General features: G+C 65.1%; 8 protein-coding genes. 6 read left to right on the forward strand and 2 right to left on the reverse strand.

What is annotated here, in order from left to right; genetic code table 11:
- Positions 1-59: 59 nt before the first annotated feature.
- From nrfB to C4Q27_RS27700, 4 genes are all read left to right on the forward strand, one after another.
- Entirely contained in the window at positions 60-2,234 is a 2,175-nt protein-coding gene (gene nrfB / locus C4Q27_RS27685) for a cyclic di-3',5'-guanylate-activated glycosyltransferase NrfB (protein ID WP_104887715.1), read from the forward strand.
- Positions 2,231-5,236, forward strand: coding sequence for a phage receptor (locus C4Q27_RS27690; protein ID WP_064493269.1), 3,006 nt, complete (start codon positions 2,231-2,233; stop codon positions 5,234-5,236). The genes nrfB and C4Q27_RS27690 overlap by 4 nt, the downstream gene beginning before the upstream one ends.
- Positions 5,236-6,075: a DUF4434 family protein gene (locus tag C4Q27_RS27695; RefSeq protein ID WP_104887716.1), complete on the forward strand. Its 840-nt coding sequence runs from the start codon at positions 5,236-5,238 to the stop codon at positions 6,073-6,075. Before C4Q27_RS27690 ends, C4Q27_RS27695 begins: the two co-directional genes overlap by 1 nt.
- Before the next feature lie 124 nt (positions 6,076-6,199).
- On the forward strand, positions 6,200-7,291 hold the full coding sequence (locus C4Q27_RS27700) for a diguanylate cyclase (protein ID WP_020193450.1): 1,092 nt from the start codon (positions 6,200-6,202) through the stop codon (positions 7,289-7,291).
- Between the two features lie 30 nt (positions 7,292-7,321).
- Here the strand turns inward: C4Q27_RS27700 and C4Q27_RS27705 are convergent, their stop codons facing one another.
- Positions 7,322-8,623, reverse strand: a complete 1,302-nt coding sequence (locus tag C4Q27_RS27705) for an ATP-binding protein (protein WP_104887717.1) — start codon at positions 8,621-8,623, stop codon at positions 7,322-7,324.
- Between the two features lie 6 nt (positions 8,624-8,629).
- Positions 8,630-9,331, reverse strand: a complete 702-nt coding sequence (locus tag C4Q27_RS27710; RefSeq protein ID WP_019437505.1) for a response regulator transcription factor — start codon at positions 9,329-9,331, stop codon at positions 8,630-8,632.
- Between the two features lie 245 nt (positions 9,332-9,576).
- On the opposite strand from C4Q27_RS27710, the gene C4Q27_RS27715 reads away from it, so the two are divergent.
- Entirely contained in the window at positions 9,577-10,752 is a 1,176-nt protein-coding gene (locus C4Q27_RS27715; RefSeq protein ID WP_064493265.1) for an efflux RND transporter periplasmic adaptor subunit, read from the forward strand.
- Between the two features lie 11 nt (positions 10,753-10,763).
- Positions 10,764-13,892 (forward strand): efflux RND transporter permease subunit, encoded by a 3,129-nt coding sequence (locus C4Q27_RS27720; RefSeq protein ID WP_104887718.1) that lies wholly within the window; start codon positions 10,764-10,766, stop codon positions 13,890-13,892.
- Positions 13,893-13,932 lie beyond the last annotated feature (40 nt).

Below are 13,932 nucleotides of genomic sequence, written 5' to 3' on the forward strand. Positions count from 1 at the left end.
GTCGAGGGAACGAACGAGGATAAGACGATGGCCCACTCTGCCCTGCCGGTGGCTGACACATGAGCCTGGTATTCATCGATTTTCTCACTTACCTGCTGTTCGGCCTGAAGCTCCTGGCGATCACCCTTGCCTCGTTGATGTTCCTGCTGGGCCTGGACGACCTGTTCATCGATCTGTGCTATTGGGGGCGCACGCTGATCCGGCGTTTTCGCATCTACGGCAAGTTCGAAAGGGCCGATGAGAAGCGCTTGTACGAAGTCCCGGAAAAACCGTTGGCCATCATGGTCCCCGCCTGGAACGAAGTCGGCGTGGTCGGTGAAATGGCGCGCCTGGCCGCTTCGACCATCGACTACGAGAACTACCAGATCTTTGTCGGCACCTACCCCAACGACCCGCAAACCCAGGCTGACGTGGACGCGGTGTGCCTGCACTTCCCCAACGTGCACAAAGTGGTCTGCGCCCGCCCCGGTCCCACCAGCAAGGCCGACTGCCTGAACAACATCATCGACGCGCTGCTGCGCTTTCAGCAGGACGCCGGCATCGAGTTCGCCGGTTTCATCCTGCATGACGCCGAAGACGTGATCTCGCCGATGGAGCTGCGCCTGTTCAACTACCTGCTGCCGAGCAAGGACATGATCCAGATCCCGGTGTATCCCTACGCACCGGAGTGGAAGGGCTTCACGGCCGGCCACTATGTCGACGAGTTTGCCGAAAACCACGGCAAGGACGTGATCGTGCGCGAAGCGCTGACCGGCCAGGTGCCCAGTGCCGGCGTCGGCACCTGCTTCAGCCGCCGCGCCATCAGCGCACTGCTCGAGGACGGTGACGGCATTGCCTTTGACGTACAGAGCTTGACCGAAGACTACGACATCGGCTTTCGCCTGAAGCAAAAAGGCATGAAGTGCATTTTCGCCCGCTACTCCATCACCGACCCGGCACTGACCCTGAAGCAGGAATGGCGCCCAGGCATGAGCCGGGAATTCTCCCAGGTGATCTGCGTGCGCGAGCACTTCCCGCGTGACTGGCAGCATGCCATCCGGCAGAAGTCGCGCTGGATCGTCGGCATCGTGTTCCAGGGCACCAGCAACCTCGGCTGGAGCCGCAAGGGCGCGCTCAACTATTTCCTCTGGCGTGACCGCCGCGGGCTGTTCGCCTACCTGCTGAGCTTCCTGGTCAACCTGTTACTGCTGGTGTTGCTGGCCATGTGGCTAGTCACGGTGATTGCGCCGGAGTCGTGGCGCTTCATGTCGATCCTCAGCGACAGCTGGTTGCTGTCGACCCTACTGTGGCTGAACGGCCTGATGCTGCTCAACCGGCTGTTCCAGCGCGCCTGGTTCGTCACCCGCTTCTATGGCATCGGCGAGGGCCTGCTGTCGGCACCGCGGATGATGTGGAGCAACTTCGTCAACTTTTTCGCCAACCTGCGTGCACTGCGCCAGGTAATGGAAATGGGCGATTCGCGGCGCGTGGCCTGGGACAAGACCACCCACGAGTTCCCCGCCATCGCCACCCCGGCTCGCACACCACTGGGCCAGCGCCTGGTGGCCAAGGGCCTGATCACCGACGAACAGTTGCAGCAGGCCATCACCAGCCCGGTTCGTCGGCGCCTGGGCCGCGAGTTGCTGCTGCGTGGCTGGCTGAACAGTGAGCAGTTGGTGGCCACCCTGGCCGAACAACTGGACCTGCCCTGGGCACCGCTGAACCCGTTCAAGCTCAGCCCGCAACTGATCGCCAAACTACCGCGCAAGCTGGCCACCCATTACGGCGTACTGCCCGTGGACGAAGACGGCGACACCCTGATCCTGGCCAGTGAAAGCCCGGTCAGCCAGGTGTCGCTGGGTGTGATCAGCCGCCAGCTGAAACGCCCGGTCAAGGCACGCCTGGTCCCCCAGGGCCGGGTCACGCTGGGCCTTCGCTACCACTACCCAAGCCCCTGGCAGCATCAAGAAACCCGAGACATGCTGGCCGTGCTTGAACGCCACCAGGACGACGAAGCGCTGCTGGAGCGGGTCAGCCATCACCAAGTCATGCTAGGCGCGCTGCTGCAGGTGCGCGGCATGGTCCCTGTCACCCTGTTCAACCAGGCGTTGATCGACTTCGACCCCGAACACCAAAGCCTCGGCGAGCACCTGATTGCCCGCGGCATCATCACCAGGCAGGTGCTGGAACAGGCCCTGATCGAACAGGCCAGTGAACAGCAAGTGGCGATTGATCTGACCCGGGAGGTGGCATGAAGCCGCGTTTTTCCCTTGCTTTCACTGGCCTGCTGCTGTGCTCCGCCGCCCTGCCCGTTGCCGCTTCGGCGCCGATGACCGACTTCCAGCGGTTCACCAGCTTTCCGTTCATGGACCGCAGCTATCGCGAGGCCAGGAAAGACAACTGGGCTGAAGTCGAGCGCCTGACCCGCCATGTGCTGGGCCGGGTACCGAACAACGACGAAGCCCGCGCCCTGCTGGTCGAAGCCCTGGCCCACCAGCGCCGTTACAAGGAGGCCCAAGCGCTGGCTGAACAGCTAGGCGACAGCCCCGAATATGCCGACGCGCTGCTGGAGCTGCGCCTGACCTGGATCGAGCAGGACCCGCCACCGGCCAGCCAGGTGGACCAATGGCTGGCCGCCAGCGACGGCAACCACCGGGTACAGCTGTGGCAGGCCTACAGCCTGAGCCTGGCCAAGTTTGGTGGCGCTGCCAAAGCGCTGGACTGGCTCAACCAACTGCCGCCCGGTGGGGACGGCCAGGTCCTGCGCCTGGCCCGGGCCACCTTCGCCGAACAGCTGCGCAACTGGAAAGAAACCATCGAGCAACTGCAGCCGCTGGCCGACACAGGCCAGTTGCCTGCCCAGGACTGGCAACGCCTGGCCAATGCCTATATCCAGCAAGTCGACGAAAAGGGCCTGACTGCGCTGCTGACCCAAGCCCCCTCCCCCGCAGCAGCCAACCAGACGCGGCTGGCCATGGCCAACCGCGCCATTGCCGTCGGCCACCACCAGCAGGCCCAACGCTGGCTGCAGTCGCTACCGCCTGATCAACTGCAGCAACCCGAGCAGCGCCAGCAACTTTGGCAACTGGCCCGCGAAGGCGACGATGCAGCGCTGGTGCGGCGCCTGAGCAACGACCTGCAGCGCCCCTGCCTTGAAACGGTCGACTGGCTGTCACATCAAGACCCGGACCTGGCCCGGGAACAGTTCAAGGCCTGCTCCGCCAGCGCCGACCCTCGGGCCTATGCCGTGCTCAAGCAGCGCCTGTATGGCGCCCCGTCGCCGCCCCCGCAGCCGCGCACCGCCGCAGAATGGGAACAACGCTATCGGCAGACCGGCGACCTCGCCGCCCTGGAACAAACCACCTTCCTGTTGACCGAACAGGGCGACGGCGATCACGCACGGCACTTGCTGGAGCAAGCCTACGACCGCCGCCAGGGCCGCCTCGGCCCATCGCTGCTACAGCGTCTGGCCAACCTGTATGCCCGTGACGACGGGCCCCTGGACAGCCGACGCATGCTCGGCCTGATACCCCGGGTCAACGCCAACACCCGCGCCCAGTTGCTCGGGCGGCTGGCCGAGGCCGGCCAGTGCGATGCCGTGCGCCAGGCAGTGCCGGCCACCCCGAGCGAACCGGGCCAGTACCGCGCCCTCGGCCGTTGCGCCATGCCCGACCAACCGGGTGCGGCGGTGGTCTACTACCAGGCTGCCGAGCGTTTGGGCGACCCTGGCAACCGTCTACCGCTGGCCTACGCACTCGAAGCGGCCGGCGACTCCGAAACCGCCCAGCCGATCTGGCGCAGCCTGCCAGACAGCGCCTTTACCGATAATGCCCGCCTCACCGCTGCCCGCGGCGCGCTGAATGCAGGCGACGCCGATGCAGCACGCCGCTACTGGGACGCTGCCGCGCACCAGAGCGCTGATGACTGGGCGCTGGGCGCCGCCATCGCCCAGCGCCAAGGTGACCCGCAGGCCGCGCTGGGCTTCCAGCGCCAGGCTCTGGCGCACAGCCCGCGCCCCGACCACTACTACGCCGCATCCAGCACCGCACAACTGGCCGGCGACAGTGCGCAGAGCACCGCCTGGCTGGCCGAAGCCGTGCGCCTGGCCCCCGACCAGCCGCGCTATCGCGCCGATTACGGCATGCGCCTGGCTGGCTCGACGGACAAGGCTCAGCGCATGCAATCGATTCCCTACCTTGAACGCGCCACTCACGACTTCCCCGAGGACTACCGCCTTGGCGAAACACTCGCCTTGCGCTATGACGAACATGCCGACAGCGCTGCGGCACGCCGCGAACTGCGCCGCATTCTCGACGTAGAGCAGAACCTGGTCGACGGTGATGACGAATACGGCAGCCTGGAGGCCCGCAAGTACCGCCAGCGCCGCGCCCACGAGAGCCTGTCACGGCGCGACACCATTACCCTGGCCAGCACCTGGTCGCCGGCCGGCACCTCGACCAACGACAAGTTTCTCGACAATGGCCAGCGCAGCGGCAGCTCGCGCCGGGCGCAATCGCAGAACGTGCAGCTGGCCATGTGGGACCATGCCCTGGGCGAGGAGCCCAGCCGCAATGGCAGCACCCTGTCAGTGTATGGCCGGGTACTGTTCGGTGGCCAAAGCCGCACCGACTATGCCCAGAGCATGGGAACCGGTGTCGGCCTGCGCTACAAGCCGCTCGGCCAGTCCAACCTCAACCTGTATGCCGAGCTTTACCACCAGCGGCAGATCGACGAAGCACACTATCGCGGTCTCAGCCTTGGCCAGTTACTGAGCCCGGCCAAGGTCGGCGGCAACTGGGGCGATTTGCGCCACCACGCCGAATCGAGCAATGACCTGCTGCTGCGCGCCACCGCCTCGTTCCTCGACCAGGGAGGCTGGCGCAACGATTGGCGCATCGATGAGGACGACTGGAACGAACGATTCCTCTACCTCGATGCTGCCTGGTGGACCCGAGCCGGCGACCATGCCTGGCTGTCGCGCTACCAGCAGGGCCACGCCTGGAAGCTGCCGGGCAGCTCGCCGCAAACGCTCATGCCCTACGGCTTTGTCGAGTTCTCCAGCCAGGACCCCAGCAACGACTGGCGCCAGGACGCCCGCGCCGGGGTTGGCGTGCGCTGGCAATGGTGGTTCGACGACGACCGCTACAACGCCTACCGCGGCTCGCTGAAAGTGCGTGCCGAGTACCAGCAATCGCTGGGCGGTAACCTCTACGAGCGCGCCAACGGTGTGCTGGTCGGTGCGGAGATGACCTTCTGATGCGTACGCTCATCGCCTTCTGCCTGCTGGCCCTGTGCCTACCGGCCACCGCTGACCAGCGCCTGTTCTACCAACCCCTTAACCGCGATGCCAGCGTCACACCCGCCCAGTGGCAGCAACTGTGGCAAGCCACCGTGGCCAAGGGTGGCAAAACCCTGATCGTGCAATGGAGTGCCTATGGCGACAGCGATTTCGGCGGTGCCCAGGGCTGGCTGGCCAACAGCCTGCGCACCGCGCGTGCCGAGGGCTTGCAGCTGGTGCTTGGGCTGTACATGGACCCGGCCTACTACCAGCGACTCGACGAGCTGGATGGCGAGGGCCTGAACAGCTACTGGAAAGCGCAGCTGGGGCGCTCGCTCAGCCAGTACCAGCAACTGCGCCAGGCCTGGCAGTTGCCAGTGGACGGCTGGTACCTGCCCATGGAGCTGGACGACCAGCATCTACGCGTGACCGAACGGCGCGATGCGCTGTACAGCCAGTTGCAGGCCTTCAACCGCCAGTTGGACAAGCCGTTGCATATCAGCGCCTTCAGCACAGGCAAGCTGTCGCCGCGGGTCAATGCCCTCTGGCTGGATCAACTGGCCGGCTTGGGCTTGACTGTGTGGTGGCAGGATGGCGCCGGCACCGGGCGTTTGCCGGCGTTGGTGCGTCAGGGCTATGAGCAGGCCCTGCCGTGCCGGGTGGGTGTGGTGCGCGAGGCGTTCCGCCAGGTGAGCGCGCCGGAGCAGGCGTTTCGGGCGGAGCCCGCCGAGCCCCGGCTGGGTAGCGGGTGCCATGCCGAGGCAGTGTTTGCCTTGCGCTACCGGCCCTGGGCCCGAGGTATCTTGCCACAGCAATGAATTACCAGGGCCGGCCTCTTCGCGGATAAACCCACAGGGCCCCCACACCGTACGGTCCCTGTAGGAGCGGGTTTACCCGCGAAAGGTCCAGGCCTGAAAAAGTAGTAGCCTCAGGAGCCCACCGATGTTCAAGACCATCGAAGCCCACGTACGCCAGCAGGTCGCGCCCGCCGCCCTGCGCGCCGAGTTCCGCCAGCACGAATTCGAGTCCATGCGCTCGTTCTGCCTGCTGGTATTCTCGATCAGCGTCCTGATCTGGCTGGTCTTCGACCTGATCGTCAGCTTCCTCGGCGACCAAGGCTTCACCTGGCTGTCCTTCCTGTTCATCGCCCTGCTCGGCAGCCTGATCGTAGTGCTGCATTTCACCCGCCGCAGCCATCACTTCGACGTGCTCAACCTGCTGTTCATTACCGTCATCACCCTGGGCATGCGCCTGGTGATCGAAGGCATCCCGATAGCCCTGCGCCCGGTGTGGTTGGTGCTCGGGGTGTCCACCGTGCTGTATGCCATGTCGGTGCTACCGGTGCGGCGCTGGTCATTCTTCTGCGCCATGGTCATCACCTGGGTGATGCTTAATCCGTTCTACCACACCCGCATCGAGCCCCATGCGCTCGAAGGCGCCATGCTGATCAGCTATGCCGTGTTTCTAAGCGGCCTGGTCAGCTACAGCTACCTGCAGATCCGCAAGGCCAAGCTGCATAATTTCTACCTGTCCAAGGTGTTGCTGGAGCAGGCCTACGTCGATGCCCTGACCGACATTCCCAACCGCCGCTCGTTCATGGCCCAGGCCGACCGCCAGCTGCGGATGGCGACGTCCGGGCAGTACCTGGCCATGATCGATATCGACAATTTCAAGCGGGTCAATGACCGTTTCGGCCATGACGTGGGCGATGAAGTGCTCAAGCGCGTGGCCCTGCATATCAAGACAAGCATGGCCGATCAGGCGTTTGCCCGGCTGGGAGGTGAAGAGTTTGCGATCTTCTTTGAAGGGCTGGATCAGCAAGGGGCCGAGCAGCGAGTGGCCGCGCTGTGCCAGCGCGTGCGCGAGGACGCTGGCGAGCACCCGGTCACCATCAGCATTGGCCTGGCCAAGGTCGACCGGGGAGAGAGCCTGACCACCGCGCTGGTCCGCGCCGATCAGGCATTGTATGAAGCCAAGCACACTGGCAAGGACCGCTTTGTGTCGTGGTCCAGCGAGCTGGCAGAGCAGGATTAGCAGGCCCGTCTCTTCGCGGTTGCGGCGTCCCTATCCGCCGGCGGGTAAACGAATCCTGAACTGCGCCCCACCCAGCGCCGACTGCGCCAGGGTCAAGGTGCCACCCTGCCCCTCGATCGCCCGACGGCTGATGGCCAACCCCAGGCCAAAACCACCGGTGTTGCGATCGCGACTGCGGTCCAGACGGTAGAACGGCTGGAACACCCGCTCGCGCTCCTCCACAGGGACGCCAATCCCGTCATCCTCCACCGTCAGCAGGCAGGCGCCATCGGCTTCCAGGCGCAAGCGCAGCAACAGGCTTTCATCGCAATAGCGCATGGCATTGCGCACCAGGTTCTGCACCGCGCGCGCCGTCAGTCGCGGGTCCAGTACAAAGCGCGGCAACTCACCCTCGGCGCGCACTTCCCACTGGATACCCCGGCCATCGAGTTCCTCGGCAAAGCCCCCAAGCACACTGTCGACCAGCTCCAGCAGCGATACCTCCACCCGCTCCCGCGCCTGGTCGGCGTTGTACAACCGGCTATAGGACAGCAGCTCCAGCACCAGTTCATCCAGCTCGCGCACATGCCCGACCAGCTCCAGCAGGCGCTTGCGGCTGGCTGGCGGCACTTCGTCGAACAGCAGCACCAGGCCGAAGTCCAGCCGGGTCAGTGGCGTGCGTAACTCGTGCGATACCGCATTGAGCAGTTCACGCTGCTGGTTGACATGGCGTTCCAGGTCACTGGCCATGGTGTCGAATACCCCGGCCAGTTCACCAATGTTGGAGTGAGGCGAAATGTGCGTACGCTCGGCCATCTGCCCCTGGCCCAGGCGCCGAGCGGTCTCCTTGAGGCGCTCCAGATCACGCCAGTGCGGCCAGACCCACAGCAGCAGGCAACCCAGCATGGCTGCACCAATCAACACGGTCACGCCCCACGACAGCACGTTGATGTCCAGCGGGTCTGGCGGGGAATGCAGGCGTACCAGCCACTCCTTGTCCAGCGGCGCCAGCACCGTCTCGTAATAGCCCCACTCGGCAATGCGCACTGCGTACAGGCCATGCTCCAGGCGCGCCTGCTCCTCATCGCTCAAACCGGCCTGATCCCTGCGCAGCAGCTGCAGTTCCAGTGGCGCGAAATCACTGGCCAGTTCCTGCTCCACCGCTGGCCACTGCTCGCGCGGGGCCTGGCGGAACTGGCGCACGATCAACGCTTGTACACCCTTGGCCTGGTCCAGGTTGTAGGCCATGAACCGGTCGCGGAACAGGCCGACGATGGTGTCAGGGATGAACAGCAATGCACCGGCGTAGGCGACGATGATCACCAGGTACAACCGCACCAGGATCTTGAGCATGGCCGATCAGCACTCCCACTCGACACGGCTGAACAGGTAGCCCTTGCCCCACACGGTCTTGATCTTGCGCGCTTCGCCGGCGTTGTCGTCGAACTTGCGCCGCAGTTTGGAAATGGCCACGTCAACGGAGCGATCAGTGCCATTGAACTCGATGCCACGCAGCTGTTGCAGGATACGGTCGCGGTTCATCACCTCACCGGCATTGCGCGCCAGCACCACCAGCAGGTTGTACTCGCCGCTGGACAGCTCCACCTCCTCGCCGCGCCAACTCACCGTGCGCTCGGCCAGGTCGATACGCAGGCCACCAATCAGGATCAGGTCGTTGTCCAGGCGCGGTTCGTTGACACTGCTGCGGCGCAGCAGCGTGCGCACCCGGGCCAGCAGCACGCGTGGCTCACAGGGTTTGGTCACGTAGTCGTCGGCCCCCATTTCCAGGCCTAGCACCTGGTCATGGCTATCGTCGCGGGCCGTCAGCATGAGGATTGGCAGGGTCTGCGACTCCTGGCGCAGCAGCCGGCACAGCTGCAGGCCATCGATGCCCGGCAGCATCAGGTCAAGGATGACCAGGTCAGGCCTTTGCCGACGGTACTCGTCCAGCACATGATCGCCCCGGGCGATCACCTGGACATGGAAGTCGTTGCGTTGCAGGTAGCTGGCGATCAGCTCGGACAGGGCGCTGTCGTCTTCGACCAGGAAAATGTTCGGCATAGGTGCTTGGGCGTCTGGGTTGAAGTAAGCCTGTGGCGAGCGCTTCGCGGGTAAACCCGCTGCTGCAGGTCCCCGTAGGAGCGGGTTCACCCGCGAAAGGGCCAGCACAGGCGCATCCAGAATATAGAACCCAACCACTCGACAGGATCATTCTTCACACTTTTTCACACTCGCCCTACAGGTATTAACAGCCGCCCAGGCAGCGTCTGCCTTAGCATATACACGGTCATCATCGGAAGATCCGCATGCCTACTACCCTCTCCCCGTGCCTGCGCCCGTTGGCGCTCATGGCATTCCTGAGCCTGTCCCTGGCCGGTTGCAGCGACAGCGCCGAGCCAGACGAACAGGCCCCCACTGCGCAAGTGCGCGTGGAAACCCTGCAACTGCAGCCACTGGCCATCAGCAGTGAACTCAGCGGCCGTATCCTCGCGCCACGCACCGCCGAAGTGCGTGCGCGGGTCGCAGGTGTGGTGCTCAAGCGGGTGTACCGCGAAGGCAGCGACGTCAAGCGGGGTGATGTACTGTTCCTGATCGACCCGGCGCCGTTCAAGGCCGACCACGACAGCGCCCGCGCCACGCTGGCCAAGGCCGAGGCCACCCGGTACCAGGCGCGCCTGCAAGAGCAGCGCTACCGCGAGCTGGTCGACGACAAAGCCGTCAGCCGCCAGGAATACGACAACGCCAAGGCCAGTTTCCTGCAGGCCGATGCCGAAGTGGCCGAAGCCAGGGCGGCGCTGGAGCGCGCCCGGCTGAACCTCGGCTATGCCACCGTGACCGCGCCGATCTCCGGCCGTATCGGCCGCGCCCAGGTCACCGAAGGCGCGCTGGTCGGGCAAAACGAAACCACCCCGCTGGCGACCATCCAGCAGTTGGACCCGATCCATGCCGATGTCACCCAGTCTACCCGCGAGCTCAACGCCCTGCGCCGCGCCCTGCGCGCCGGCGAATTGCAGCAGGTGGGCGACGGCCAGGCACGCGCCACGCTGATTCAGGATGACGGCAGCGCCTACCCGCTGCCGGGCAAGCTGCTGTTCTCCGACATCAGCGTCGACCCCAGCACCAACCAGATCACCCTGCGCAGCGAGTTCCCCAACCCGGACCTCGACCTGCTGCCAGGCAGCTACGTGCGGGTACGCCTGGAGCAAGCGGTGCAACCCAAGGGCCTGAGCGTGCCGCAACGCGCCATCCTGCGCGACAGCGCCGGTGTGCCCAAGGTGCTGGTGGTGGACCAGCACGCCCGGGTCAGCGACCGCCAGGTTGTACTGGGCAGCGCCCAGGGTGACCGCTGGATCGTCAGCGAAGGCCTGGCGGCCGGTGAGCGGGTGGTGGTCGAGGGCCTGCAGCACGTCAAGGCCGGTGACCAGGTGCAGGTCGACAACACGCCCGCTGCCCCACCCATCGCACAGCATACCGGCCAGTGAGGGCCTGATTCATGCCGCAATTCTTCATCGATCGCCCGGTATTCGCCTGGGTGGTCGCACTGTTCATCCTGCTGGCCGGCGCGCTGGCCATCCCGCAACTGCCGGTGGCCCAGTACCCCAACGTGGCACCGCCGCAGGTGGAAATCTACGCCGTGTACCCGGGCGCCTCGGCGGCGACCATGGACGAAAGCGTGGTCAGCCTGATCGAACAGGAGCTCAACGGCGCCGACAACCTGCTGTACTTCGAGTCGCAGAGCAGCCTGGGCAGCGCCACCATCACCGCCACCTTCGCCCCGGGTACCCACCCGGACCTGGCCCAGGTCGACGTGCAGAACCGCCTGAAGGTGGTCGAGTCGCGCCTGCCGCGCCCGGTCACCCAGCAGGGCCTGCAGGTGGAGAAAGTGTCCACCGGCTTCCTGCTGTTGGCGACCCTCACCTCCGAAGACGGCAAGCTCGATGAAACAGCGCTGTCGGACATCCTTGCACGTAACGTGATGGACGAGATCCGTCGCCTCAAGGGCGTCGGCAAGGCCCAGTTGTATGGCTCCGAACGGGCCATGCGCATCTGGATCGACCCGCGCAAGCTGATCGGTTTCAACCTCACGCCCAACGATGTAGCCGAAGCCATCGCTGCGCAGAACGCCCAGGTCGCCCCTGGCAGCATCGGCGATCTGCCCAGCCGCAGCACTCAGGAGATCACCGCCAACGTGGTGGTCAAAGGCCAGTTGAGCAGCCCCGAAGAGTTTGCTGCCATTGTCCTGCGCGCCAACCCGGACGGCTCCACGGTCACCATCGGGGATGTCGCCCGGGTTGAAATCGGTGCCCAGGAATACCAGTACGGCACGCGCCTGAACGGCAAACCGGCCACGGCCTTCAGCGTGCAGTTGTCGCCCGGCGCCAACGCCATGGAAACCGCTACCCTGGTACGGGCGAAGATGCAGGACCTGGCGCGCTACTTCCCGGAAGGCGTCAAGTACGACATCCCCTACGACACCTCGCCGTTCGTCAAGGTGTCGATCGAGCAGGTCATCAACACCCTGTTCGAGGCCATGCTGCTGGTGTTCGCAGTCATGTTCCTGTTCCTGCAGAACCTGCGCTACACGCTGATCCCGACCCTGGTCGTGCCAGTGGCATTGATGGGCACCTTCGCCGTGATGCTGGCCATGGGCTTCTCGGCCAATGTGCTGACACTGTTCGGCATGGTGCTGGCCATCGGTATTCTGGTCGACGATGCCATTGTGGTGGTGGAGAACGTCGAGCGCATCATGGCCGAAAAAGGCTTGCCGCCCAAGCAAGCCACGCGCAAGGCCATGGGCCAGATCAGCGGTGCAATCGTCGGCATCACGCTGGTGCTGGTGGCGGTATTCCTGCCCATGGCCTTCATGCAAGGCTCGGTGGGGGTGATCTACCAGCAGTTCTCGCTGTCGATGGCGGTGTCGATCCTGTTCTCGGCGTTTCTCGCCCTCAGCCTGACCCCAGCATTGTGCGCCACCCTGCTCAAGCCCGTGGCTAAGGGCGAGCACCATGAACGCAAAGGCTTCTTCGGCTGGTTCAATCGCCGCTTCGAAAGCATGAGCAACGGCTACCAGCGCTGGGTGGTGCAGGCGCTCAAGCGCAGTGGCCGCTACCTACTGGTGTACGCGGTGCTGCTGGCGGTGCTGGGCTACGGTTTCAGCCAGCTGCCTACGGCGTTCCTGCCCACCGAAGACCAGGGCTACACCATCACCGACATTCAGCTACCGCCGGGCGCCAGCCGCATGCGCACCGAACAGGTAGCCGCGCAGATCGAGGCGCACAACGCCGAAGAACCGGGTGTGGGCAACACCACCTTGATCCTCGGCTTCAGCTTCTCCGGTAGCGGGCAGAACGCGGCGCTGGCCTTCACCACCCTCAAGGACTGGTCCGAGCGCGGCGCCGACGACAGCGCCCAGTCGATCGCTGACCGCGCGACCATGGCCTTCACCCAGCTCAAGGACGCGATTGCCTATTCGGTACTGCCGCCCCCCATTGACGGCCTCGGTGAGTCGACCGGTTTCGAATTTCGTCTTCAGGACCGTGGCGGCATGGGCCACGCCGAGCTGATGGCAGCCCGTGACCAGTTGCTCGAAAGCGCCAGCAAAAGCAAGGTGCTGACCAACGTGCGCGAAGCCTCGCTGGCGGAAAGCCCGCAGGTGCAGCTGGAAATCGACCGCCGCCAGGCTAATGCACTGGGTGTGTCGTTTGCCGATATCGGCACGGTGCTGGACGTGGCCGTGGGCTCCAGCTACGTCAACGATTTCCCCAACCAGGGCCGCATGCAGCGGGTGGTGGTGCAGGCCGAAGGTGACCAGCGCAGCCAGGTCGAAGACTTGCTGAACATTCACGTGCGCAACGACAGCGGCAAGATGGTGCCACTGGGTGCGTTCGTGCAGGCCAGGTGGGTCAGCGGCCCGGTGCAACTGACCCGCTACAACGGTTACCCGGCGGTGTCGATCTCAGGCGAGCCAGCCGCCGGCTACAGCTCGGGCGAGGCCATGGCCGAAGTCGAGCGGCTGGTGGCGCAGCTACCGCCCGGTACCGGCCTGGAATGGACCGGCCTGTCACTGCAGGAGCGGCTGTCCGGTAGCCAGGCCCCCCTGCTGATGGCGCTGTCGCTGCTGGTGGTGTTCCTGTGCCTGGCTGCGCTGTACGAAAGCTGGTCGATCCCGACTGCGGTGCTGCTGGTCGTTCCGCTCGGTGTGCTCGGTGCGGTGCTGGCGGTGACCTTGCGCGGCATGCCCAACGACGTGTTCTTCAAGGTTGGCCTGATTACCCTGATCGGCCTGTCGGCGAAGAACGCCATCCTGATCATCGAGTTCGCCAAGCATCTGGTTGACCAGGGCGTGGACGCCGCCGACGCCGCCGTGCAAGCGGCCCGCCTGCGCCTGCGGCCGATAGTGATGACGTCGCTGGCGTTCATCCTCGGCGTGGTGCCCCTGGCCATCGCCAGCGGCGCAAGCTCTGCCAGCCAGCAGGCGATTGGCACCGGGGTGATCGGCGGCATGCTCAGCGCCACCCTGGCGGTGGTGTTCGTGCCGGTGTTCTTCGTGGTGGTGATGCGCCTGTCCGGGCGACGCCAGGCGCATGACAGCGACGGGCAACCCGTACCCCGCGAAAGCTGACTGGACAAGCCCCGCGTGAAATGGGAGGGTTCCCGGCAAT

This window comes from Pseudomonas sp. SWI36, assembly GCF_002948105.1.
Taxonomy (GTDB): domain Bacteria; phylum Pseudomonadota; class Gammaproteobacteria; order Pseudomonadales; family Pseudomonadaceae; genus Aquipseudomonas; species Aquipseudomonas alloputida.

Excerpts from the sequence above, each read along its gene's own strand:
- C4Q27_RS27695 (WP_104887716.1), top strand. The coding sequence starts at position 5,236 with ATGCGTACGCTCATCGCCTTCTGCCTGCTGGCCCTGTGCCTACCGGCC.
- C4Q27_RS27720 (WP_104887718.1), top strand. The coding sequence starts at position 10,764 with ATGCCGCAATTCTTCATCGATCGCCCGGTATTCGCCTGGGTGGTCGCA.
- C4Q27_RS27705 (WP_104887717.1), bottom strand. The coding sequence starts at position 8,623 with ATGCTCAAGATCCTGGTGCGGTTGTACCTGGTGATCATCGTCGCCTAC.
- nrfB (WP_104887715.1), top strand. The coding sequence starts at position 60 with ATGAGCCTGGTATTCATCGATTTTCTCACTTACCTGCTGTTCGGCCTG.
- C4Q27_RS27700 (WP_020193450.1), top strand. The coding sequence starts at position 6,200 with ATGTTCAAGACCATCGAAGCCCACGTACGCCAGCAGGTCGCGCCCGCC.
- C4Q27_RS27690 (WP_064493269.1), top strand. The coding sequence starts at position 2,231 with ATGAAGCCGCGTTTTTCCCTTGCTTTCACTGGCCTGCTGCTGTGCTCC.
- C4Q27_RS27715 (WP_064493265.1), top strand. The coding sequence starts at position 9,577 with ATGCCTACTACCCTCTCCCCGTGCCTGCGCCCGTTGGCGCTCATGGCA.
- C4Q27_RS27710 (WP_019437505.1), bottom strand. The coding sequence starts at position 9,331 with ATGCCGAACATTTTCCTGGTCGAAGACGACAGCGCCCTGTCCGAGCTG.